Source organism: Streptomyces sp. NPDC052396, from assembly GCF_044593195.1.
In the GTDB taxonomy this organism is placed as follows: Bacteria; Actinomycetota; Actinomycetes; order Streptomycetales; family Streptomycetaceae; genus Streptomyces.
The window spans coordinates 487858-510802 of sequence record NZ_JBIUAW010000004.1 but is presented as its reverse complement, the minus strand read 5'-3'; the positions used below and the strand labels follow the sequence as shown (position 1 = coordinate 510802).

General features: G+C 71.1%; 24 protein-coding genes. 7 read left to right on the top strand and 17 right to left on the bottom strand.

The window, feature by feature from the left end:
- Together ACIHFE_RS13685 and ACIHFE_RS13680 are read right to left on the bottom strand one after the other, a co-directional pair.
- Positions 1 to 783 (bottom strand): VOC family protein, encoded by a 783-nt coding sequence (locus ACIHFE_RS13685; RefSeq protein ID WP_400106031.1) that lies wholly within the window; start codon positions 781 to 783, stop codon positions 1 to 3.
- A gap of 143 nt (positions 784 to 926) precedes the next feature.
- Positions 927 to 2084, bottom strand: coding sequence for an acyl-CoA dehydrogenase family protein (locus ACIHFE_RS13680; protein WP_400106030.1), 1158 nt, complete (start codon positions 2082 to 2084; stop codon positions 927 to 929).
- A 172-nt stretch (positions 2085 to 2256) separates the two neighbouring features.
- Here ACIHFE_RS13680 and ACIHFE_RS13675 point away from each other — a divergent pair, with 172 nt between their 5' ends.
- Positions 2257 to 3597: a UDP-glucose dehydrogenase family protein gene (locus ACIHFE_RS13675; protein ID WP_400106029.1), complete on the top strand. Its 1341-nt coding sequence runs from the start codon at positions 2257 to 2259 to the stop codon at positions 3595 to 3597.
- Positions 3598 to 3753: 156 nt separating this feature from the next.
- Here ACIHFE_RS13675 and ACIHFE_RS13670 read toward each other — a convergent pair whose 3' ends face one another.
- From ACIHFE_RS13670 to ACIHFE_RS13660, 3 genes are read right to left on the bottom strand one after another with little or no spacing between them, the layout of a single operon-like run.
- Entirely contained in the window at positions 3754 to 4941 is a 1188-nt protein-coding gene (locus ACIHFE_RS13670; RefSeq protein ID WP_400106028.1) for a dipeptidase, read from the bottom strand.
- Positions 4938 to 5477 (bottom strand): 5-(carboxyamino)imidazole ribonucleotide mutase, encoded by a 540-nt coding sequence (gene purE / locus ACIHFE_RS13665; protein ID WP_400106027.1) that lies wholly within the window; start codon positions 5475 to 5477, stop codon positions 4938 to 4940. Before purE ends, ACIHFE_RS13670 begins: the two co-directional genes overlap by 4 nt.
- Entirely contained in the window at positions 5474 to 6655 is a 1182-nt protein-coding gene (locus tag ACIHFE_RS13660) for a 5-(carboxyamino)imidazole ribonucleotide synthase (RefSeq protein WP_400106026.1), read from the bottom strand. Before ACIHFE_RS13660 ends, purE begins: the two co-directional genes overlap by 4 nt.
- Before the next feature lie 167 nt (positions 6656 to 6822).
- Between ACIHFE_RS13660 and ACIHFE_RS13655 the strand changes: the two genes are divergently transcribed.
- Entirely contained in the window at positions 6823 to 7371 is a 549-nt protein-coding gene (locus tag ACIHFE_RS13655; protein ID WP_400106025.1) for a GtrA family protein, read from the top strand.
- Here the strand turns inward: ACIHFE_RS13655 and ACIHFE_RS13650 are convergent.
- Positions 7329 to 8618 carry an ATP-binding protein gene (locus ACIHFE_RS13650; protein ID WP_400106024.1) on the bottom strand — a complete coding sequence of 430 codons (1290 nt, stop codon included), beginning with the start codon at positions 8616 to 8618 and terminating at the stop codon, positions 7329 to 7331. The genes ACIHFE_RS13655 and ACIHFE_RS13650 overlap by 43 nt on opposite strands.
- Before the next feature lie 41 nt (positions 8619 to 8659).
- Positions 8660 to 9340 carry a response regulator transcription factor gene (locus ACIHFE_RS13645; RefSeq protein ID WP_400106023.1) on the bottom strand — a complete coding sequence of 227 codons (681 nt, stop codon included), beginning with the start codon at positions 9338 to 9340 and terminating at the stop codon, positions 8660 to 8662.
- Between the two features lie 460 nt (positions 9341 to 9800).
- On the opposite strand from ACIHFE_RS13645, the gene ACIHFE_RS13640 reads away from it, so the two are divergent.
- Positions 9801 to 11336: a peptide MFS transporter gene (locus ACIHFE_RS13640; RefSeq protein WP_400106022.1), complete on the top strand. Its 1536-nt coding sequence runs from the start codon at positions 9801 to 9803 to the stop codon at positions 11334 to 11336.
- 52 nt (positions 11337 to 11388) lie between these two features.
- Here the strand turns inward: ACIHFE_RS13640 and ACIHFE_RS13635 are convergent, their stop codons facing one another.
- From ACIHFE_RS13635 to ACIHFE_RS13615, 5 genes are all read right to left on the bottom strand, one after another.
- Positions 11389 to 12552, bottom strand: a complete 1164-nt coding sequence (locus ACIHFE_RS13635; RefSeq protein WP_400106021.1) for a hypothetical protein — start codon at positions 12550 to 12552, stop codon at positions 11389 to 11391.
- Positions 12510 to 13322 (bottom strand): hypothetical protein, encoded by an 813-nt coding sequence (locus tag ACIHFE_RS13630; RefSeq protein WP_400106020.1) that lies wholly within the window; start codon positions 13320 to 13322, stop codon positions 12510 to 12512. The genes ACIHFE_RS13635 and ACIHFE_RS13630 overlap by 43 nt, the downstream gene beginning before the upstream one ends.
- Positions 13319 to 14191 carry a peptidase gene (locus ACIHFE_RS13625; RefSeq protein WP_400106019.1) on the bottom strand — a complete coding sequence of 291 codons (873 nt, stop codon included), beginning with the start codon at positions 14189 to 14191 and terminating at the stop codon, positions 13319 to 13321. The genes ACIHFE_RS13630 and ACIHFE_RS13625 overlap by 4 nt, the downstream gene beginning before the upstream one ends.
- A 121-nt stretch (positions 14192 to 14312) precedes the next feature.
- Positions 14313 to 14810 (bottom strand): ATP-binding protein, encoded by a 498-nt coding sequence (locus tag ACIHFE_RS13620; protein WP_400106018.1) that lies wholly within the window; start codon positions 14808 to 14810, stop codon positions 14313 to 14315.
- A gap of 199 nt (positions 14811 to 15009) precedes the next feature.
- Positions 15010 to 15354, bottom strand: coding sequence for an STAS domain-containing protein (locus ACIHFE_RS13615; RefSeq protein WP_400106017.1), 345 nt, complete (start codon positions 15352 to 15354; stop codon positions 15010 to 15012).
- A 296-nt stretch (positions 15355 to 15650) separates the two neighbouring features.
- Here ACIHFE_RS13615 and ACIHFE_RS13610 point away from each other — a divergent pair, with 296 nt between their 5' ends.
- The gene (locus tag ACIHFE_RS13610) at positions 15651 to 16547 is read left to right on the top strand and encodes an RNA polymerase sigma factor SigF (RefSeq protein ID WP_400106016.1); all 897 of its coding nucleotides are present in this window, start codon (positions 15651 to 15653) and stop codon (positions 16545 to 16547) included.
- Positions 16548 to 16684: 137 nt separating this feature from the next.
- On the opposite strand, the gene ACIHFE_RS13605 is transcribed toward ACIHFE_RS13610, so the two are convergent.
- A complete protein-coding gene (locus ACIHFE_RS13605) occupies positions 16685 to 17254 on the bottom strand; it encodes an NADPH-dependent FMN reductase (RefSeq protein WP_400106015.1) in 570 nt (189 codons plus the stop codon).
- A gap of 109 nt (positions 17255 to 17363) precedes the next feature.
- Here ACIHFE_RS13605 and ACIHFE_RS13600 point away from each other — a divergent pair, with 109 nt between their 5' ends.
- Entirely contained in the window at positions 17364 to 17837 is a 474-nt protein-coding gene (locus ACIHFE_RS13600; protein ID WP_400106014.1) for a MarR family winged helix-turn-helix transcriptional regulator, read from the top strand.
- A gap of 117 nt (positions 17838 to 17954) precedes the next feature.
- Positions 17955 to 18728 carry an SDR family oxidoreductase gene (locus ACIHFE_RS13595; protein ID WP_400106013.1) on the top strand — a complete coding sequence of 258 codons (774 nt, stop codon included), beginning with the start codon at positions 17955 to 17957 and terminating at the stop codon, positions 18726 to 18728.
- Positions 18729 to 18741: 13 nt separating this feature from the next.
- On the opposite strand, the gene ACIHFE_RS13590 is transcribed toward ACIHFE_RS13595, so the two are convergent.
- Entirely contained in the window at positions 18742 to 19161 is a 420-nt protein-coding gene (locus tag ACIHFE_RS13590; protein ID WP_400106012.1) for a winged helix-turn-helix transcriptional regulator, read from the bottom strand.
- 98 nt (positions 19162 to 19259) lie between these two features.
- On the opposite strand from ACIHFE_RS13590, the gene ACIHFE_RS13585 reads away from it, so the two are divergent.
- Positions 19260 to 20204, top strand: coding sequence for an NADP-dependent oxidoreductase (locus ACIHFE_RS13585; protein ID WP_400106011.1), 945 nt, complete (start codon positions 19260 to 19262; stop codon positions 20202 to 20204).
- A 126-nt stretch (positions 20205 to 20330) separates the two neighbouring features.
- On the opposite strand, the gene ACIHFE_RS13580 is transcribed toward ACIHFE_RS13585, so the two are convergent.
- Genes ACIHFE_RS13580 through hutI form a run of 3 tightly spaced genes read right to left on the bottom strand, consistent with a single transcriptional unit; the run spans position 20331 to position 22934 of the window.
- Positions 20331 to 21038, bottom strand: a complete 708-nt coding sequence (locus ACIHFE_RS13580) for an HAD family hydrolase (RefSeq protein ID WP_400106010.1) — start codon at positions 21036 to 21038, stop codon at positions 20331 to 20333.
- The gene (locus tag ACIHFE_RS13575; RefSeq protein WP_400106009.1) at positions 21031 to 21726 is read right to left on the bottom strand and encodes an aspartate/glutamate racemase family protein; all 696 of its coding nucleotides are present in this window, start codon (positions 21724 to 21726) and stop codon (positions 21031 to 21033) included. The genes ACIHFE_RS13580 and ACIHFE_RS13575 overlap by 8 nt, the downstream gene beginning before the upstream one ends.
- A gap of 41 nt (positions 21727 to 21767) precedes the next feature.
- On the bottom strand, positions 21768 to 22934 hold the full coding sequence (gene hutI / locus ACIHFE_RS13570; protein WP_400106008.1) for an imidazolonepropionase: 1167 nt from the start codon (positions 22932 to 22934) through the stop codon (positions 21768 to 21770).
- Between the last annotated feature and the right edge of the window lie 11 nt (positions 22935 to 22945).

Sequence of the window (22945 nt, the reverse complement as noted above, 5' to 3'; positions counted from 1 at the left end):
TCACGGGGCGCGGTTGACCCGGATCACCGCGAAGATTCCGCCCTGTGGATCCCGCAGCACCGCCATCCGCCCGGCGATCATGTCGAACGGTGCCCTGAGCACCGTGCCGCCGGCCTTGTCCAGAGCCTCGGCCGTGCGGTCGGCGTCGTCCACCGCGAAGTAGGTCAGCCAGTGCGAGGGGGTGCCCTCGGGCAGCTGCTCCAGCCCCTGCATCCCGCCCACCGCCTGCTCCCCCACCTTGAGGGCGTGGTAGCCGGGCGCATTGTCCATGGGGGTGACGGCGATGCCCAGGGCGGCCGGGTAGAACCGCTTGGCCGCCCCGGGATCGGCGGTGTTGAGCTCGTTCCAGATCACCGCCCCCGGCTCGTTCACCACCTCGGCACCGCCGAAGTCCTGGGCCTCCCACAGCCCGAACACCGCCTCGGTGGGGTCGGCGACCACCGCCATCCGCCCGAAGGTGAGCACCTGCATGGCGGGCATCACCACCTGCCCCTGGTTCTCGATGATCGCCCGGGCGGCGGCGTCCGCGTCCGGCACCGCCAGATAGGTGGTCCACACGGTGGGCGGCGCGGGCTGCCCCTCCCGGGGCATGGACGGCCCGATGCCCGCCACCGCCTTGCCGCCCAGGGTGCACACCGCATACCCCCCGGCCTCCGGCGGCCCCGGCTCGCCCTGCCAGCCGAAGAGATCCCCGTAGAACTCCAGGGCCGCCCGCTGGTCGGGGGCCATCAGGTCCACCCAGCAGGGGGTGCCGGGCGCATACGGGCTGGTTACCTCTGGCATGACACGGGCCTCCGGGACACGGCGAGCTCTCCCTGACAGGGACCACCCTGCTGGCCCGCCCCGGGCCCCGCCATCGGACCGGAGCCGTCCGGGTACGCCGAAGCGGCCCCCGGCGGGACGCCGGGAGCCGCTTCAGGGACGGACTACGGCAGGTTGCGCGCCATCACAATGCGCTGGACCTGGTTGGTGCCCTCATAGATCTGCGTGATCTTGGCGTCCCGCATCATCCGCTCCAGCGGGTAGTCACGGGTGTAGCCATAGCCGCCGAGCAGCTGGACCGCGTCGGTGGTGATCTCCATGGCGACGTCGGAGGCGAAGCACTTGGCCGCCGCGCCATGGAAGGTCAGGTCACCGTCGAGGCGCTCGGACTTGGCCGCGGCGGCGTAGGTCAGCTGACGGGCCGCCTCCAGCTTCATGGCCATGTCGGCCAGCATGAACTGGATGCCCTGGAAGTCGCCGATCGGCTTGCCGAACTGCTTGCGCTCCTGGACATAGCCCTTGGCGTAGTCCAGGGCGCCCTGGGCGATGCCCAGCGCCTGGGCGGCGATGGTGATCCGGGTGTGGTCCAGGGTCTTCATCGCGGTGGCGAAGCCGGTGCCCTCCGCGCCGATCATGCGGTCGGCGGGGATGCGGACGTTGTCCAGGTAGACCTCGCGGGTCGGCGAGCCCTTGATACCCAGCTTCTTCTCCGGGGCGCCGAAGGAGACGCCCTCGTCGGCCTTCTCCACCACAAAGGCGCTGATGCCCTTGGAGCGCTTCTCCGGGTCGGTGACCGCCATCACGGTGTAGTACTCGCTGACGCCCGCGTTGGTGATCCAGCGCTTGACGCCGTTGAGCACCCAGAAGTCACCGTCGCGCACCGCGCGGGTCTTCATGCCCGCCGCGTCCGAGCCGGCGTCCGGCTCGGAGAGGGCGTAGGAGAACATCGCCTCGCCCTTGGCCAGCGGGGAGAGGTAGCGCTTCTTCAGTTCCTCGGAGCCGGACAGCACCACCGGCAGCGAGCCCAGCTTGTTGACCGCCGGGATCAGCGAGGAGGAGGCGCACACCCGCGCCACTTCCTCGATCACGATCACGGTGGCCAGGGCGTCCGCGCCCGCTCCGCCGAACTCCTCCGGCACATGCACCGCGTGCAGGTCGGCGCCGGTCAGCGCATCCCGGGCCTCCTGCGGAAAGCGGCCCTCCTCGTCCACCTCGGCGGCGAACGGCGCGATCTTCGCCTCGGCGAGCGAGCGCACGACCTTGCGGAGCTCGTCGTGCTCCTCGGACGGCCGGTACAGGTCGAAGTCCTTGTTTCCCGCCAAGGCGTGCTCCCCAGAGAGTTAACTACCGTTTAGTAACCGGATTCTAGAGGCGGCCCCCGGGACGGGGATACGTGAGCTTGCCGACAGCCCGGCACACTCCTCGTCTCTCCCCCGGCCGGGCCCCGACTATGCTCGCGGGAGCCAGTCCCCAAGCACGTCCCTGGAGCACTTGATGGCCCTCAAGATCACCGTGATCGGCACCGGTTACCTCGGCGCCACCCACGCCGCGGCCATGGCCGAGCTCGGGTTCGAGGTGCTGGGCCTGGACGTGGTCCCGGAGAAGATCGAGAAGCTGGGCCGGGCCGAGGTCCCGATGTACGAGCCGGGACTGGAGGAGCTGCTGCGCAAGCATGTCGCCGGGTTCGAGGGCTCCACCGGGCGGCTGCGCTTCACCACCTCCTACGAGGAGGTGGCCGAGTTCGGCGACGTCCACTTCATCTGCGTCAACACCCCGCAGAAGCACGGCGAGTACGCCTGCGACATGTCCTATGTGGACGGCGCGGTGGCCGCGCTGGCCCCGCTGCTGCGCCGCCCGGCGCTGGTGGTCGGCAAGTCCACCGTGCCGGTGGGCAGCGCCGCGCGGCTGGCGGACCAGCTGCGCCGGCTCGCCCCGGCCGGCGAACAGGTGGAGCTGGCCTGGAACCCGGAGTTCCTGCGCGAGGGCTTCGCCGTGGAGGACACCCTGCACCCGGACCGGATCGTGGTCGGCGTGGCCGGGGAGCGCGCGGAGAAGGTGCTGCGCGAGGTGTACGCCACGCCGGTGGGCGAGGGCTCGCCGTTTGTGGTCACCGACTACCCGACCGCGGAACTGGTCAAGACGGCCGCCAACTCCTTCCTGGCCACCAAGATCTCCTTTATCAACGCCATGGCCGAGGTCTGTGAGGCGGCCGACGGTGATGTGGTGAAGCTGGCCGAGGCGATAGGGCACGACGAGCGGATCGGCAAGAAGTTCCTGCGGGCCGGCATCGGCTTCGGCGGCGGCTGCCTGCCCAAGGACATCCGGGCCTTTATGGCCCGCGCCGGGGAGCTGGGCGCCGACCAGGCGCTGACCTTCCTGCGGGAGGTCGACTCCATCAATATGCGCCGCCGCGGCCATATGGTCGAGCTGGCCCGCGAGAGCGTGGGCGGCGGCTTCCTGGGCCGGCGGGTGGCCGTGCTGGGCGCCACATTCAAGCCCGACTCGGACGATGTACGGGATTCGCCCGCGCTGAATGTCGCCGGGCAGATCCATCTGCAGGGCGGGCAGGTCACGGTGTACGACCCCAAGGGCATGGGCAATGCGCGCGAGGTCTTCCCCACACTGGCCTATGCGCCGACCGCGCTGGACGCCTGCCGGGGTGCGCATGTGGTGCTGCACCTCACGGAGTGGGCGGAGTTCCGCGCGCTGGACCCGGCGGCGCTGGGTGCGGTGGTCGCCGAGCGGCGCATTCTGGACGGCCGCAATGCGCTGGACGCTGCCGCTTGGCGGGGGGCGGGCTGGTCCTTCCGCGCGATGGGGCGCCCGCACGCGTAGCGATTTCATCGCCAGGTGCGGGGCTCTTGCCGGGCGGGCGTCGCCGGGTGTTTGCGGATTCGTTGCCGGGTGCGGGCCGTCGTGGGCTGATCGCGCAGTTCCCCGCGCCCCTGGCGGGGCGCTTCGCGCCCTGCGGCATGACTGCCCGCGAACCGGCTAGCCGTCCAGCTCGGAGAGCGTGGCGTTGGACGGGCCGCGCGAAGCCGACAACGACCGCGCCACAGACTCCGCTTCACGGAGGACCCGGACGGCGTTCTTCCAGGTCAGCTTGGCAAGGTCGCCCTCCGACCAGCCCCGCCGCAGCAGTTCCGCGATCAGGTTGGGGTACCCGGCCACGTCCTCCAGCCCCTGTGGGGTGAAGGCCGTGCCGTCGTAGTCACCGCCGATGCCGATGTGGTCGACGCCGGCCACCTCGCGCATATGGTCCAGGTGGTCCGCCACCGTGGCGGCGGTGGCCACCGGCCGAGGACGCTCCGCCTCGAACGCACGGTGCACCGCCATCGCCTCGGGCGTGGTGTCCAGGTGGTGGAAGCCATGGGCGCGCATGTTCTCGTCCGCGGCCCGGGTCCAGGCGACGGCCTCCGGCAGGATGAACTTGGGCACAAAGGTGGCCATCGCCACGCCCCCGTTGGCGGCCAGCGAACTCAGCACATCATCGGGGATGTTGCGCGGATGGTCGCATACCGACCGGGACGAGGAGTGCGAGAAGATCACCGGCGCCTCGGTCACCCGCAGGGCGTCCCGCATGGTGTCCGCCGAGACATGGGAGAGGTCGACCAGCATGCCGATGCGGTTCATCTCCCGCACGACCTCCTCGCCGAAGCGGGTGAGCCCGCCCGCACTCGGCTCGTCGGTCGCCGAATCCGCCCAGGGGACGTTGTCGTTGTGGGTGAGCGTCAGATAGCGCACCCCCAGCAGATGCAGTGAACGCAGCGTGGCCAGCGAGCAGTTGATGCTGTGGCCGCCCTCGGCGCCCATCAGCGAGGCGATCCGCCCCTCGGCCCGCGCCGCCTCCATGTCGTCGGCGGTCAGCGCCAGCCGCAGCTCGGCGGGGTAGCGGTCCACCAACTGCCGCACGATGTCGATCTGTTCCAGGGTGGCACTGACCGCGTCGTCGCCGGACATCCCGGTGCGGACGTATACCGACCAGAACTGCGCGCCCACGCCGCCCTCCCGCATCCGGGGCAGGTCGGTGTGCAGTCCGCTGGCGCGCTGATCGGTGGCGATGTCGCGGCGGTCGAGGTCATAGCGGACATGCTCGCGCAGCGCCCACGGCAGGTCGTTATGACCGTCCACCACCGGGTGGGCGGCGAGCAGTTCACGGGCCCGGGCCAGCTCGTTCATCGGGTGCCGTCCCCGGCGAAGCCGAAGCCGGCGGCGCCCTGTGTCCTGGCCCGCAGCCGGGCGCCCTTCTCGGTGGCCTGGGCATTGAGCCCGTCCTGGAACTCCCGCATCCGCCCGGCCAGCCGCTCGTCGTGCGCCGCCAGCATCCGTACCGCCAGCAGTCCGGCGTTACGGGCGCCGCCGACGGAGACGGTGGCCACCGGCACTCCGGCCGGCATCTGCACGATGGACAGCAGGGAGTCCATCCCGTCCAGGTACTTCAGCGGCACCGGCACCCCGATCACCGGCAGGGTGGTGACCGAGGCCAGCATCCCGGGCAGGTGGGCGGCGCCCCCGGCCCCGGCGATGATCGCCTTCAGTCCGCGCCCGGCCGCCCGCTCGCCATAGGCGACCATCTCCCGTGGCATCCGGTGCGCGGAGACCACATCGACCTCGTGCGGAACGTCGAACTCGGCCAGGGCCTTGGCCGCTTCCTCCATGACGGGCCAGTCGGAGTCGGAGCCCATCACAATGCCGACAACGGGAGAGCTACTCATTCCGTGATCGTTCCTCGCAGGTATCCGGCGGCGTGGGCGGCGCGCTCGCGCACCTCGGCCAGGTCGTCGCCGTAGGTGTTGACGTGCCCGACCTTGCGGCCGGGCTTGACGTCCTTGCCATACATATGGATCTTCAAACCCGGGTCGCGCGCCATGCAGTGCAGATACGCGGCGTACATGTCCGGGTAGTCGCCGCCCAGCACATTGGCCATCACGGTCCACTTGGCACGCGGCCGCGGGTCCCCCAGCGGCAGGTCCAGCACGGCCCGGACATGGTTGGCGAACTGCGAGGTGACGGCACCGTCCTGGGTCCAGTGGCCGGAGTTGTGCGGGCGCATGGCCAGTTCGTTGACCAGCACCCGGCCGTCCGCCGTCTCGAAGAGCTCCACCGCGAGATGGCCGACCACCCCCAGCTCCTTGGCGATCTTCAGGGCCAGCTGCTGGGCGTGGGCCGACAGTTCGGGCGCCAGGCCGGGCGCGGGGGCGATCACCGTGTCGCAGACGCCGTCCACCTGGACGGACTCCACCACCGGGTAGGAGACGGCCTGGCCATGCGGGGAACGGACCACATTGGCGGCCAGCTCCCGGACGAAGTCCACCTTCTCCTCGGCCAGTACCGGCACCCCGGCCCTGAAGGGCTGCTCGGCCTCCCGGGCGTCGCGCACCACCCAGACGCCCTTGCCGTCATAGCCGCCGCGCACCGTCTTCAGCACCACCGGGAAGCCGCCCGTCTCGGCGGCGAAGCGCTCCACATCGGCCGGCCCGTCCACCAGCCGGTGGCGCGGGCAGGGCACCCCGATCTCGGTCAGCCTGGCCCGCATCACGCCCTTGTCCTGGGCGTGCACCAAAGCATCGGGCCCTGGGCGGACCGGAATGCCGTCCGCCTCCAGGGCCCGGAGGTGCTCGGTGGGAACATGCTCATGATCGAAGGTGATCACATCGCATCCTTGTGCGAACGCACGAAGGGTGTCCAGGTCGCGATAGTCGCCGATGGCGACCTCGCTGACGACCTGGGCCGCCGCGTCCTGCGGGGTATCGCTGAGCAGCTTGAACCTGATGCCGAGGGGGATGCCCGCCTCGTGGGTCATACGGGCGAGCTGGCCGCCGCCGACCATGCCGACTACCGGGAAAGTCACGCCCCCAGGGTATCCGTACGCACGACCGCCCCACGTCCACATCCTGGATGATCCTCCAAGGAGGGATGCGGGGAAGATGTCCGAACTGCCGGGAGTTCGCCATGGGTTCACCCACTCCCACGGATCGTGACCGGACCCGCTCGCTAGCATGGGGCCCTGCCCCACTCCCCCGAATCTCCCGACCGCCCTCGCAATGGAGCCTGACGATCGTGACGAATCAACGGCGCACAGTGCGCTCCCGACTGGAGCGGCTGGCCCGCGAGATCGCCAAGTTCGGCGCGGTGGGCGCCATCGGGTTTGTGGTCAACCTGGTCGTCTTCAACGCCTGCCGGCACCTGCTGCACCTGGCGGTGGTCCGCTCCGGCATCATCGCCACCGCGGTGGCCATCGCCGCCAACTATGTGGGCAACCGCTACTGGACCTACCGGGACGCCGACCGCACCCGGCGCAGCCGTGAGCTCTCGCTGTTCCTGCTGTTCAGCGGGGTGGGCCTGGTCATCGAGAACGGCATTCTGGCGATCTCGCACTACGGCCTGCACCTGACGGACCCGGTCTCCGACAACATCGCCAAAAATGTGGTCGGCCTGGGCCTGGGCACCGTCTTCCGGTTCTGGTCGTACCGCACCTGGGTGTTCCGGGCGCAGGCGGTGCAGACCGCGGAGTCCTTCCTGGCCGAGCTGCCCCGGCAGCGTGACTCCCGCTCCGAGGCCGCGTCTCAGGCCTCGTCGTCCCCGGGTTCCCGGTCCCGCTCGCTCTGACCGTCCTCCCGGCCGTCCGCCTCCCGGCTGAGGAACAGCGCGAAGATCGGCGGCCGTTGCTGGAGCAGCTCCAGCCGTCCGCCGTCCGCCTCCGCCAGGTCGCGGGCCACCGCCAGCCCCAGGCCGGTGGAGTTGCGGCCGCTGACGGTCCGCTCGAAGACCCGCGCGCCCAGGTCCGACGGCACTCCCGGGCCCTCGTCGGAGACCTCGATCACCGCCTGGTTGCCGGTGACCCGGGTGCGCAGCGCCACCGTTCCATCGCCATGGGTCAGCGAGTTCTCGATCAGCGTGGCGATCACCTGGGAGACCGCGCCGGGGGTGCCGACCGCGCGCAGCCCCCGTTTGCCGGAGCGCACCAGGGCCCGGCCGCTGCCGCGGATGGCCGGCCGCCATTCCTCCAGCTGCTGCTTGATGACCTCGTCCAGGTCGAAGGTGACCGCCGAACCGGTCTTGGGGTCACGGGAGTTGGTCAGCAGCCGCTGCACCACATCGGTGAGCCGCTCCACCTGGGAGAGGGCGATGGCCGCCTCCTCCTTGACGGTGTCCGGGTCATCGGTGAGCGTGATCTCCTCCAGCCGCATGGACAACGCGGTCAGCGGGGTGCGCAGTTGGTGTGAGGCGTCGGCGGCCAGCCGCCGTTCGGCGGTGAGCATCCGGGCGATCCGCTCGGCGCTGCCCTCCAGCACATCGGCGACCCGGTCCAACTCCGGTACGCCATAGCGGCGGTGCCGGGGGCGGGGGTCGCCGGAGCCCAGGCGTTCGGCGGTCTCGGCCAGGTCGGTGAGCGGGGCGGTGAGCTTGTTGGCCTGGCGCACCGCCAGGAACACCGCGGCGATCACGGCCAGCAGGGCCACCGTGAGGATCACCAGCAGGGTGCGGCCGATCTCCTTGCTGACCGTGGACCGGGACGCCTGGACGGTCACCGTCTCACCGTGGTCACCGGTCTGGGTGGAGGTGATCAGGGCACCGTCCGGCTTGCTGCCCAGCACGATGGCGGGGTGGCCGGGGATCTCGACCCGGGCGTAACGGTCCCGGGCGATCTGCTCGGAGAGCACCCCGGACTCCACCCGCTCGGCGCCCGCCATCCGGCTGTCGACGATGCTCACCAGCCGCACCGCCTCGGACTGCACGCTTTCCCGGGCGCTGCTCTCGATGGTCCGGGTTTCCACGATGACCAGGGAGATACCGAAGACGGCGATCACCACGAGCACCACGGCGAGCGTGGAGTTGATCAGTCGGCGGCGCACGGTGCCCGTTCTTCTCCTTGCCGGTCTTTCCGTTGGTTCTTCTAGTTCTTCTCGAAGCGGAAGCCCACACCTCGAACGGTGGCGATATAGCGGGGGTTGGCGGCGTCATCGCCCAGCTTCTTGCGCAGCCAGGAGATATGCATGTCCAGGGTCTTGGTGGAGGACCACCAGGTGGTGTCCCAGACCTCGCGCATCAGCTGGTCACGGGTGACCACCCGGCCGGCGTCCCGGACCAGCACCCGCAGCAGGTCGAACTCCTTGGCGGTCAGCTGGAGTTCCTCGTCGCCCATCCAGGCACGGTGCGACTCCACATCGATGCGCACCCCATGGGTGGCCGACGCCTGCTGCGAGGGCTCGGCGGCGCCGCGCCGGAGCAGCGCCCGCACCCGGGCGAGCAGTTCGGCCAGCCGGAAGGGCTTGGTCACATAGTCATCGGCGCCGGCGTCCAGCCCCACCACGGTGTCCACCTCGTCGGCGCGGGCGGTGAGCACCAGCACCGGAAAGCCATGCCCCTCGGTCCGCAGCCGGCGACAGACCTCCAGGCCGTCCATGCCAGGCAGCCCGAGGTCGAGGACGAGCAGGTCCACATCTCCCTTGAGGCCGGTGGCGAGCGCTGTGGGGCCGTCTTCGCGGACCTCCACCTCATATCCCTCGCGGCGCAGCGCGCGTGCGAGCGGTTCCGAGATGGAAGCGTCATCCTCGGCGAGCAGTACTCGGGTCATGGGTGTGATGGTAGTCCGCTCGGACGCACGTCAGAGTGCACTCAGGGGGACCTGCGTCAACAGATCGCCAAAGGTTTGGCCACGACAGAACGGTCATAAATGGTTCCAGCCCGACCTGTGATCCATGTCTCAACTCCTTCCATATGCGGGCGGGGTGTGACGTATGGTTACGGCAGTCTGTAGCACCAATGGGGGACCTTCGGCACGGCAGTAACGCCGAAGGTCTCTGTCGTGTACAGGGCTGGATCCCCCAGTCTTGTTATCAGTGATTGACCTGTCGACCGGGTTCGCCGCGCGAGGATGCGCGGGGGCGTGGATCCCGGATGCGGCCGTCCTGCCGGTTCCCGAGGGAACCGAACCCCAGAGGGCATGGGGGCGGGCGGTGCGGCAGTCCGGTGCCGGTCACCCCCACACGGACCGCAATAGCTCAACGCGTGTCCTCAGCACTCAAGGAACGACCATGGCGACCAGCCTGACGAAGGGAACCGCGGAGGCGGAGAAGACCTCTCCCGCCTCGGGCGAGAAGACCTTCCTTGGCCACCCCATCGGCCTGGCCCCTCTCTTTATGACCGAGATGTGGGAGCGCTTCAGCTATTACGGCATGCGCGCCCTGCTCGTCGTCTACTTGATCGCCGGCGGCCCCGACGCCAAGCCCGGCAGCCAGGGCGGCGGTCTGGCCATGCCCCAGGCAAGCTCCGTGGCCATCTACTCCGTCTATGTGGCCATGGTGTACCTGCTGGCCATGCCCGGCGGCTGGATCGGCGACCGCATCTGGGGCCCGCGCAAGACGGTCACCATCGCGGCCAGCACGATCATGTGCGGCCACCTGCTGCTGGCCGTCCCGGGCAAGCCGACCTTCTTCGCCGGCCTGGCGCTGGTCGCCATCGGTTCGGGTCTGCTCAAGGCCAACATCTCCACGATGGTCGGCCACCTCTACAACGGTCCCAAGGACCCGCGTCGTGACGGTGGCTTCACGATCTTCTACATGGGCATCAACATCGGTGCCTTCGCCGCTCCGCTGATCATTGGCACCGTCGGCCAGAAGGTCAACTGGCACCTGGGCTTCACCATCGCCGCCGTCGGCATGGCGATCGGCCTGGCCTTCTTCCTGTGGGGCACCCGCCACCTGAACCCCCGCAGCAGCGAGGTCCCGACTCCGCTGACGGTCGAGGAGCGCAACTCCTGGCTGAAGAAGGGCCTGATCTGGCTCGCCATCGCCGCCGCCTTCTACGGCGTCGTCGTCGGCACCGGCAACTACACGATGAACTGGGCCACCGTGCCGCTCGCCCTGCTGGGCCTGATCATCCCGATCACCGTCCTGGTGCGCATCAAGCGCGACAAGGAGCTGTCGGACAGCGAGCAGACCAAGGTCAGCGGCTACATCTGGTTCTTTGTGGCGGCCGCCGTGTTCTGGATGATCTTCGACCAGGCGGGCTCGACGATGTCGACCTTCGCCGAGAAGAAGACCGCCGACAACGTCTTCGGCATCAACTTCCCGTCCACCTGGTTCCAGTCGGTCAACCCGCTCTGGGTCATGGCCCTGGCCCCGGTCCTCGCCTCGCTGTGGCTGGCCCTGGCCAAGCGCAACCGCGAGCCGAGCACCACGGTGAAGTTCTCCATGGCGATGCTCTTCGCGGGCGCCTCGTTCGTCATCTTCGCCATTCCGATGTCGATGGCCACGGGCGGCCACACGGTGAGCCCCGCCTGGCTGATCGCGATCTACATGGTGCAGACCATGGGTGAGCTCTGCCTCTCCCCGGTCGGCCTCTCGCTGACCACCAAGATGGCGCCGCAGAAGTACGCCAGCCAGATGATGGGCGTCTGGTTCCTCGCCGTCACCGCCGGTGACTGTGTGACCAGCCTCCTGTCCACGGCCAACGTCAACCTCGACGGCATCGGCGTGATCCTCGGCGAGGCGGCGGCCGCCGCCCTGGCGGGTGTCGCGATCTGGATCAACCGCAAGAAGATCATGGCCCTGATGGGCGACGTCCGCTGACCCGGACCCCCGTTGTGACCAGGCCCCCGGCGCACCGCGCCGGGGGCCTGGTTCATTCCGGAGCCCGTTCCGGAGCCCGTTCCGGAGCTCGGTCCGGTCCGGGTGGGGACGGCGGCGGGTGCGCGGCCGGCGGCCGCCGCGGAGGCGCCGCACCCGGCACCCGCCCGCTCCCCACCCGGACCGTCCCCGGCCGGAACCACGGCAGCCCCTCACCTGCCGCCCGCGCGGGTACGGGCGGACGGGCCACCCGGCCCACCACCCACATCCCCGCCCGATAGAGCAGCACCGCCCCCACCACCCCCGCCAGCACCCAGAACACCACCACACCCCAGGGCCGGGCCACCTCCCAGGGCTGCTCCACCACCACCCGCCCCTCGTACCGCAGCGACACCAGATACGCCCCGTACGCACCCGCCGACAGCTCCACCGGCAGCGACACCCGTGCCTTGCCGCCCGGCGCCACCGTGCCCCGCCACCGCCGCCGCTCCCACTCCGGGGCCAGCACCCCGTGCGAGGTCCCGAGCTCGAACACCGGGTCCCGGACCGCCGCCTCCCCCGCGTTCCCCACGGTGAGCACCAGCCGTCGCCCGGCCGGGGCGCCGAACCAGGTCAGCAGCCCACTGCCGCCCTCCAGCCGGGCCTCCAGCACCCTCAGCCGCCCCTGTGGCAGCGGCGCCTCCGGGTGCCCGTTGATCCGCAGCACCGTGTCCACCGCCACCGGCGCTCCCAGCACGGTGGCCACATGCACCACACAGGGGCAGGGCTTGGGCGGCGCCACCACCGCCAGGCTCCGGCTGAACGCCCCGTCCTCGGCGGCGGTGACCGTGCGCCCATCGGCGCCGGCACAGGCATTGCTGCCGCCGATCATGTTCTGGCCGCAGATCACCAGCGTCAGCAGCGCCCCGGGCCGCCACCCCGTACCCGAGACGATCACACTCTCGCCCCGCCCCGCCTCACTCCGGTCCACGGACACCGTGGGCCCCTCGGCAGCCGCCGCGACCGCGGGGCGCCCGGCCGCCGCCGTGGGGCGCCCGGCGCCCCCCACCGCGGACCACCCCGCACCCGCCATCACCCCGCCCAGTCCCCCACCCGGCACCAGCGCCCACACCAACGCCAACGCCAACGCCAACGCCCAAAGCAACAGCAGCAGCACTGCCGCCCGCCCCCGGCGCATCAGCTCGCCCTCCCCCGCCGGGTCCGCCGCCGTCGTGCCCACCAGGCGCCCAGCCCGGCCATCGCCACGGCCGCTCCGCCGGCCACCGGTCGCAGCCAGGGCAGCGGGGTGTATGTGCCGGACGCGGACACCGGATCGGCGCCCGGTGCGGTGGCCCGTACCCGGACTCGTACCCGGTCCTCCAGCCGTGGCGCGTCGGGCCACCGCTCCGCCAGCCACACCCCGCGCCCGGGCGCCAGCCGGGCGGGCGCCCCATGGGCGGTGCGCCGTCGCAGCGCCGCCCCGAACAGCCCCTCGGCCTCGATGGACAGCCGGGGGGCCAGCACCGTGGTGCCCCGGTTGACCAGGCGGTACCGGATCACCGCATGGCCACCGCCGGTCCCGCGGACCGTGACCCGCTCCACCCCCAGTGCGGCCAGCCCGCCGCCCCCGACCCGGACCACCACCGGCACCCGGACCGCCCGCCCGTCCCCGGCGACCAGCACCGCGGCCCGGTGGTCGCCCGGGGCGGCCCCCACCGGAACGGTGACGGTCAGGGGCACCTCCGCCCTGGTACGGGGCGGCACCGACACCCGCCCGGCGGCCAGCGCCACCCAGGAACCGGTGCCGCGCAAGGTGACCGTGCGGGCCCGGTACCCGGGGTTGACCACGGTCAGCCGGTCCTGGAGCACCGAGCCGGGGCCGCCCTCCAGGACGAAGGCGGTCCGCCCGCCCGTCCCCGGAGCCGTGTCACCGGCCACGGGCCCGGCCGTCCACGGCGGTGGCGCACCGGCCAGCAACAGGCCCGCCAGCACCACGGCAGCCATGGTCACGGGGCGGTGCGCTTGCGCCGGGTCAGCCAGAGGACGCCCGCGACGCCGGACAGCAGTACGGTCCCGCCCAGCGTGCCCAGGGCGAGCACCGAGTCGTCCGGTCCGGTCTGCGGCAGGTTCTGCCCGCCGCTCGTGGACCCGCTGGTGGACCCGCCGGCGGTACCCGTCGTGCCGCCCGTACCCGTGGTGGTGCCCCCCGTGGTGCCACCGGCAGTCGTCCCGGAGGTCCCGCCCGACGTGCCACCCGATGTGCCGCCCGTCGTCCCGCCCGTCGTCCCGCCCGTCGTCGTCCCCTGCGTCCCGCCCGTTGTATCGCCCCCCGTGGTCTGACCGCCGGGCCCGCCCTGCCCCTTGACCTCCAGGGTCAGCGAGGGCCCGGGGTGGTTGGTGGGCTCGCAGGTCGTGGTGGTGCCCATCGCCTTGATGGTGAGGGTGGACGCGGTGAAGGTGACCTTCCCGCTCTTCTTCGGGGTATAGGTGCCCGTCAAGTTACCGATCTTGATGGGGGTGTTGGGCGGTATCGGCTGGTCGTTCCCCGGTCCGGTCACCGCCACGGTGCCGGCGTCCACACCGCCGAGCTGGATCACCGCACTTGGCTGCATCACACCCTTGGGAAGCTCGATCGGGCTGCTGGAGACGCCCTTCTCGAAGGACATGGTGAGCTGGTACGAGCCACCCCGGTCCGCCGCCTTGATATCGATCGGCGAGACCGCGCTCTTGTCGCCGATCGGGGTCTTGCAGTGGTAATCGACGTCCACCGTCAGGGCGTTGGCCTCCGGCGCGACCAGCAGCAGCGTGCCCGAGGCCAGCGCCGCCGCGAGTGCCGCCGCTCCGGTGCGGCCCGTGAGATGACGTTGAGCGTGGGACACCTGGGGCTCCCCTCTCATCCGGTGCCGTCAGCCGAAAGTTACTGACGGCACATCAGATTCGGCCGCCGACGGTACGCCGGGGACCTTGAGGAGGGAAGACCCGGAACAGGTCGTACCCGGGCTAGGAGGGCGCGGCCAGCTCGGCCCAGACGGTCTTGCCGACGCGTCCTTGATGCCGTACGACTCCCCAGTCCAGACAGAGGCGTTGGACGATAAACATGCCGTGCCCGCCCGGCCGGCCGGCCCGGTGCGGGCTGCGCGGCGCGGGTTCCCCGGCACCGAGGTCGGAGACCTCCAGCCGCAGCGCCTTGCCGCCCCGGCTGACCATCAGCTCCTCCGGCCCGTCGGCGTGCAGGCAGGCGTTGGTCACCAGCTCGGAGACGACCAGCAGGACGTCCTCGGCGGCCGCCCGGCGGTCGGCGGTGGCCGCGGGCAGCCAGCCCCAGTCGTGCAGCGCCTGGCGGGTGAAGTCGCGGGAGAGCGGCACGGCGCCGCTCACTCCGGCGAGGCGAAGGCGACGGACCGGTCCGTCGGGCCCCGACGGGCCGGGCTCGCCCGCGCCGCCCGGCTCCGGACCGGGATCCCCCGGCGCCGACGGGTACGGCCGGGTGGTGCTCATCAGCGCTTCACCTCATCACCGAATCACCGATTGGAATGCTTGCAATGGTCGGCAGTGCACACAGTGCACTCAGCTGGCTCCTGCCCGGCGGTCCGCCATGAACACCTTCGCTCGGTGCGTGTGATGCGCGCAACGCAGAGTAACGCAGAGCGAGGGAGTCAGCGGTCCGGGCAACGTGCCGGACATAACAGGGGGGACGTCATTCGGTGAGCGCCGCGTCCAAGGTGTCATGCACGGTGAACACCGCCCCGACACCGGTGATCTCGAAGACCCGGGCCACCACCGCGCCCATCGCCGCCAAGTGCACCGCCCCGCCCCCGGCCTCGGCCTTCAGCCGTGCGGCGAGCAGCACATTCAGACCGGTGGAGTCACAGAACTCCAGCCGGGAGCAGTCCACCACGACCCGGGCGCCGGGCTCCCCGGCACACGCCTCCAAGGGCTCCCTCAGCAACTCCGCCGTGTGGTGATCGAGTTCACCGGCGGGGGTCACGATCGCGCTCACCCCATGCCGCCGGACGTCCACCCGTAGCCGGGCCACGCTCATGCCGGCACCCCTTCCCTGGCATACCCGCATCCCATTGCGCGCGTCCCTTCGTGATGTGCCGTGTCGTTACGTGGTTGTGATGTGCCCGCGTGACACCGCGAAAACCCTACGCGTTCGATACGTCCAACGAAAACCGAACATCGGTCACTTGCGCTCAAATACGGACAATGTGGACTTGCCAAGCAGGTGTAAAGACCGATACGGCTAGATACGGACATCAATTCACCACGGACGGCTTGGAGGCGCCGCAAACCGCAGCACGAGCTCACGGCTCCGGCGGCCATACGCCGAGAAAGATGGAGGAGACCATGTCACCCCGGCTCGACGAATCGCGTTCCACCCTCCCTCGGGAGACCGCCTCGTCGGCAACCGCAACCACAACCGCGGTCCCGTCCCAACTCCCGGACCTCCCCCCTTATGACGAGGTGGGACCGGTCGACGCACGGGCCCTTTCCAAGACCCTGTTCGCACGCCTCGAGTCGCTCGAGGAAGGCACCCATGAATACGCCTATGTGCGCAACACCCTGGTCGAACTCAACCTGGCGCTGGTGAAGTTCGCCGCCTCCCGGTTCCGCACCCGCAGCGAACCGATGGAGGACATTATCCAGGTCGGCACCATCGGCCTGATCAAGGCGATCGACCGCTTCGAGCTCAGCCGTGGTGTCGAGTTCCCCACCTTTGCGATGCCGACCATCATCGGCGAGATCAAGCGCTTCTTCCGGGACACCAGTTGGTCGGTGCGCGTCCCCCGGCGGCTCCAGGAACTCCGCCTCGACCTGGCCAAGGCCGGTGACGAACTGGCCCAGCGCCTGGACCGCTCGCCGACCGTCACCGAACTCGCCGGGCACCTGGGAATCTCCGAGGACCAGGTGGTCGAGGGCATGAGCGCCAGCAACGCGTACACCGCGAGCTCACTGGACGCCCAGCCCGAGGCCGACGAGCCGGAGGGCGCCCTGGCCAGCCGGCTGGGCTATGAGGACCACGACCTGGAGGGCATCGAGTACATCGAGTCCCTCAAGCCGCTGATCGCCGAACTCGGGCCCCGCGACCGGAAGATCCTCTCCCTCCGCTTCGTGGCCAATATGACCCAGTCGGAGATCGGCGAGGAGCTGGGCATCTCCCAGATGCATGTCTCCCGTCTGCTCTCCAGAACCCTGGTCCGGCTGCGCCGGGGGCTGCTGGTCGAGGACTGACGGCCGCGCGCCCGCGCCGCCGTTGTGCGCCGCACGGAACGTTCGTGCGGCGCATGGCGTTTCACGGTGCGCTGCGGCGCGGGTCCGGCGCCGGATCGGCGGCGGGACTGCCGGGCGCCTCGTCATGGCGTGACGCGTCACGCCGTGAGAGCCTCCTGAGCGCGGAGCGCGGCCAGCGCCGCCACGTCGTCGAGTACGCCGGCCAGTTCCTCGGCGAGTCCCTCGGGGGCCTGGAACCCCTCGGGCCCGACCAGGCCGGGGATGCCCGCGACGGCGACGGACCGCTCGGCGGGCCGCATGCCGACACGGGTGAGGACCGGCAGCAGCATCTCGGCGGCCGGGGCGCCGCCGGAGGGGCCGGCGCTGTAGCTGACGATGCCGACCGGCTTGCCCTGCCACTCGCGGTAGAGGAAGTCGATGGCGTTCTTGAAGGGGGCGGTGAAGCCGCCGTTGTACATCGGCAGTACAAAGACAAAGGCGTCCGCGGAGTCGACGAGGGCGCTCCAGTCGCGGGTGTGCTGGTGGGCGTAGTTGCCGGAGGAGGCGTACTCCGGCTCGTCCAGGAAGGGCAGTGCGATCGTGGCGAGGTCGACAGGGCTGACCTCGAAGCCGCCCCGGGCGCGGGCCTGCTCGACGACCCAGCGGGCGAGGGGGCGGCCGGAGGAGGTGGGGCGAGTGGCCGCGGATATGACGTGCAGGCGGGTCATGGTGCGCTCCAGACGAGGTAGTTGTTGACGTGTCACCTATCTAAGCGGGGGGTGCATGACATGTCAACCAGATAGGTGATGTGTCACCCACTTGGTTTACAGTGCTTGCATGACCCCATCGGAGCCGCGCTGGCTCACCGAGTCCGAGCAGGACGCCTGGTACGCGTGGCGGCGGATGTTCCCGCTGGTCAATGCCGAGATCGCGCGCGACCTCAGCCAGGACAGCGCCCTCTCCGAGGCCGACTACGACGTCCTGTCGGTGCTCGGCTCCACGGAAGGCCACCGCATGCGGATCAGCGCCCTGGCCGTCCTGATGCAGTGGTCCCGCAGCAGGCTCTCCCACCAGCTCACCCGCATGGAGCAGCGCGGCATCGTGCGCCGCGAGGAGGTGGCCTGCGACGGCCGCGGCGCGGAGGTGGTCCTCACGGAGGCCGGCGTGGCCACGATCACGACGGCGGCCCCGCTCCATGTGGAGTCCGTACGCCGCCACCTGATCGACGTCCTCACCCCGGCCCAGCTCCGCACCCTGGCCGAAATCGGCGAGACCCTGCGCGCACGCCTGGGCATCACCCGCAAGGCATAGCCCATACGGTCGCGGAAGTTTTTCTCGTCGACCTGTCACATTCCTTCCCCGCGCCGAGTCATAGCGGCAGAGACCCGGGAGATCGCCTCCCGGGCGGGCACAGAGGATGGTGCGGAGATGACCGCGAAGACCGCTCCCGTTCTGGTCACCGGTGGCACGGGAACGCTCGGCCGCCATGTCGTGCCGCTGCTGCGGGACGCCGGCCGCACCGTGCGGGTGCTCAGCCGGCGTGGCGGCGCTTCCACGGACGCCGGCGTCGAGCACCTGACCGCGGACCTGCTCAAGGGCGAGGGCCTCGACGCCGCACTCGACGGCGCCGCGACCGTGCTGCACCTCGCGGGCGGCCCCAAGGGCGACGACGAAGCCACCCGGCACCTGGTGCGGGCCGCGCGGCGCGCCGGGGTGGAGCACCTGGTGTATGTCTCGGTGATCGGGTCGGACAAGCTGCCGCTGGGCTACTTCAGGGCCAAGCTCGGCGCGGAGCGGGCGGTGGCCGAATCCGGCATTCCGTGGACGACGCTGCGCGCCGCCCAGTTCCACGACCTGGCTCTGACGGTCGTCGAGAAGATGGCGAAGCTGCCGGTGGTCCCCGACCCGGGCGGCCTCCGCTGGCAGCCGGTCGACGCGCGCGAAGTCGCGGCCCGGCTCGTGGAACTGGCCCTCGGCCGGCCGGCAGGTCTGGTGCCGGACCTCACCGGGCCAAAGGTGTACGGCCTGGGCGACCTCAGCCGGGGCTATCTGCGGGCGCGCGGCAAGCACCGGCTGACGCTGCCCGTCCGGATGCCGGGAAAGGTCGGCCGCGCCTACCGCGCCGGCGAGAACCTGACGCTCGAAGGCGCCTCGGTCGGACGGCGGACCTGGGAGGATTTCCTGGCCGAGCGGGTGGCCTAGCAGCGACCCCGGGTCAGCGCGGCACGGGCTGCGGCGGCACCGTGGCCCGGTCGTCGAAGTCCTGCCGGGCCCGGAGGATCTCCGAAGAGTGGTCCATCGCCCACTCCGCGATGGCGCCGGTCAACTGGCCGACCCCGACGCCGAGTTCGGTGAGCTCATACTCCACCCGGGGCGGCACGGTCGGGTACACCGTGCGTCGCAGCAGACCGTCCCGCTCCAGCGCCCGCAGGGTCTGGGTGAGCATCTTCTGGGTGATTCCATCGAGCAGGCGCCGCAGTTCACTGAAGCGCATCGGCCGCTGGTACTGCCGCAGGGCCGCCAGGACGTACAAGGTCCACTTGCTGGCGAGCACTTCGACCACGGTGCGCGAGGGGCAGTCCCGCCGCAGGGCGGCCGCCCAGTCCTCACGGGTCCGTTCCGGGGTGGTTTCCATGAGGTACCTGGATATCAATCAGGTGCCTTCTTCACAAGGGATACCGGTGTTGACCAGGATGAAGTCCACGATCACCGCCCGTCCCAAGGAGACCCTCGATGACCATCAGCATGCGCGCCGTGAGCCAGCGGGCCTATGGCGGCCCCGAGGTGCTGGAAGTCGTCCGGCTGGACCGGCCGGTGCCGCGCCCGGGGGAGGTGCTGGTCAAGGTGCTCGCCGCCGGGGTGAATCCGGCGGACTGGAAGCTGCGCTCCGGACTGGTGCGGAAGTTCGGCGCCCCGCCGTTCGTCCTGGGCCTGGACTTCTGCGGGGTGGTGACGGAACCGGGTGACGACTCCGGCCCGTTCCGGCCCGGCGATGTGGTGTACGGCTGCGGCTTCCCGCCCCGGGGAACGTACGCCGAGTACACGATCGCCCCGGTGACGGCGCTGGCCGCCAAGCCCTCGGGGCTCGATGCCGCCCATGCCGCGGCGCTGCCGGTGGCGGGGCTGACCGCCTGGCAGTCGCTGGTGGAGGCGGCCGCCATCCGCGCCGGACAGCGTGTGCTCATCCATGCGGCGGCCGGCGGAGTCGGCCATCTCGCCGTCCAGATCGCTAAGTCCCGCGGCGCGTATGTGATCGGCACCGCCCGGGCGGAGAAGCACTCCTTCCTGCGCGAGCTGGGTGCCGACGAACTCCTCGACTACACCGCCACCGACTTCGCGGCGGTCCTCCGGGACATCGATGTGGTCCTGGACCCCATCAGCGGGGACTACGGCCCCCGGTCACTCCGGACGCTCGCACCGGGCGGAATCCTGGTCGACGTACGCGGCACGGGCCCCGACCGGACCGCGGTCCGCGCGGACGCGGAACGCCGCGGACTGCGCTTCGCCGAGTTCGGCTTCACCCCCTCCGGGGCGGATCTGCGCCGGCTCGGCGAACTGGCCGACCAGGGCGGGCTGCGCGTCCTCGTCGACCGGACCCTGCCACTGGACGAGGCCGCCGAGGCCCACCGGCTCAGCGAGAGCAACCGCCTCAAGGGCAAGCTCGTCCTCGTGCCCTAGCTCCGGCGCCCCCGCAGGGGCGCGGGACGGCTGCGCTCATGCGGCTCCGCCGCGTGGGCGCGACCAGCCACAAACGACCCGCACCCCCCAACACAACCGGGGCCACCCCGACTCGCCGAACCCCACCTACCGCCCCATCACCGCCGCCACCACCGCCCCCACATCCGCCAGGTCCGGCAGCACGACATCCGCCCCCGCCGCGGCCAGCTCCGCCGCCGAGGTGCGGCCGGTGGCCACCGCGACGGCCAGCGCACCGCCGTGCCGGGCCACCGCCATATCCCGCACCGTGTCGCCGACGATCACCGTCTGGTGACCGGCGTACGCGCGGCCGTACAGCGCGAGGGCCCGCTGCCACGCATGGCCCAGCAGCGCGGTGCGCTCCGGCGCATCGTCGCCATAGGCGCCGCAGTCGAAGTCCAGGTGCTCGATGAGGCCGAACACCCCCAGCTTGAGCTCGGCCAGGGCGCGGACATTGCCGGTGAGCACGGACTGGTGGACGCCGGGCAGCCCGGCCAGCGCCGCCAGCGATTCGGCCGCCCCGGGCAGCGCCCGGCCGACCGCCGCCAGTTGGCCGGCGCGGGCGGTCAGCTCCTCGACCAGGGCGGCCGTGACCCGCTGGACCAGCGCCGGCTCCGCCGCCACCCCGTTGAGCCGGAGCGTGTCGGTGGCGATGGCCAGCTCGGTCCGGCCCGCCATCTCGGCCATGGTGACCAGCCGTTGGCCGGTGACCCGGGTGAACGCCGCCGCATAGGCCTCCCGGCTCACCCCGCCGCCCTCGATCAGCGTCTGGTCGATGTCCCAGAGGACCAGCCGGGCCCCGGTCCCGCTAGTCATCGGCGAGGGCCAGTTCCACCGCCGCCGCCGCGTGCAGCCGGGCGGTGGGGAAGACCGGGACCGGGCTGTCCTCGGCGCCGACCAGCAGCTCGATCTCGGTGCAGCCCAGCACCACGCCCTCCGCGCCGGCGGCCACCAGGTCGCGGATGACCGCGCGGTACGCCTCCCGGGACTCCTCCCGGATGACTCCGGCGCACAGCTCCTCATAGATGATCCGGTGCACCGTGCGCCGGCCCTCCTCGTCCGGGACCAGCACCTCCAGGCCGTTCGCCGCCAGCCGGCCCCGGTAGAAGTCCTGCTCCATGGTGAAGGCGGTGCCCAGCAGTCCCACCCGGGTGCAGCCGGCGGCCCTGACCGCCTCGGCCGTGGCATCGGCGAGGTGCAGCAGCGGGATCCCGGTCGCGGCGCTGACCTGACCGGCGACTTTGTGCATGGTGTTGGTGCAGATCAGCAGCAGCTCCGCGCCCGCCGCCTCCAGGGACTTGGCGGCCTCGGCCAGGATCTCGCCCGCCTCCTGCCAGCGGCCGGCCACCTGGAGGCGTTCGATCTCCGCGAAGTCCACCGAGTACAACAGGCACTTGGCCGAGTGCAGACCGCCGAGCCGTTCCCTGGTCAGCTGGTTGAGCAGGCGGTAGTACTCCGCGGTGGACTCCCAGCTCATGCCACCGAGCATTCCGATCGTCTTCATCGGCTCACTTTCACCGGCGCGCGCCGGGGGTGCAAGACAATTCAGACCTGCCGCACCCCTTGCCGCCAGACCGCCGACACCAGCGGCACTCCCGGCCGGTAGGCCAGGTGAACATGGGACGGGGCGTCCAGCAGGATCAGATCCGCGCGGGCGCCGGGGCTGACGCGGCCGACATCGGTGCGGCGCAGCGCCGCCGCGCCGCCGGCGGTGGCGGACCGGACGGCCTGGTCGGGCGTCATCCCCATGTCCCGTACCGCCAGGGCGATGCAGAACGGCATGGAACTGGTGAAGGACGAGCCGGGGTTGCAGTCGGTGGACAGGGCCACGGTGACACCCGCGTCCAGCAGACGGCGCGCGTCGGGCCATGGGGCGCGGGTGGAGAACTCCGCGCCGGGCAGCAGGGTGGCCACCGTGTCGCCCTGGGCGAGGGCGTCGACATCCGCGTCGGTGAGGTGGGTGCAGTGGTCGGCCGAGGCCGCCCCCAGCTCCACCGCCAGCCGCACCCCGGGGCCGGGGCCCAACTGGTTGGCGTGCACGCGTAGTTGCAGCCCGCGCGCCTTGCCCGCCTCCAGCACCGCCCGCGCCTGGTCGCCGTCGAAGGCGCCGCGCTCGCAGAACACATCGATCCAGCCGGCGTACGGGGCACAGGCGTCCAGCATCTCGCCGGTGACCAGGGCGACATAGCCTTCGGGGTCGTTGTCGAACTCCGGGGCGACCACATGGGCGCCCAGATAGGTCACCTCGTCCACATGGGCGGCCGCGATGCGCAGGGCGCGGGCCTCGTCGGCAGTGGTCAGGCCGTAACCGGACTTGGTCTCCAGGGTGGTGGTCCCCTGGCGCACCGCCTCATGGACAAAGCGCACCAGACCGGCTTCCAGCGCCGCGTCGGACGCGGCACGGGTGGCGGCGACCGTGGTGCGGATGCCGCCCGCCCGGTAACTCTCGCCGGACATCCGGGCGTTGAACTCGGCGGTGCGGTCACCCGCGAAGACCAGGTGGGAGTGGGAGTCCACAAAGCCGGGCAGCCCGCTGCGGCCCCCGGCGTCGACCCGGTTGTCAGTGGCGGGTGCTTTGCTGGTCTCACCGACCCAGGCGATGCGGTCGCCGTCGATGACGACCGCCGCGTCCTGGACCAGGCCCAGTGGACCCGCACCGAGGGAGGTGTCGTTGGTGACCAGGCTGCTGATGTTGATGATGGCCGTGCTCATGAGCGGGTGGC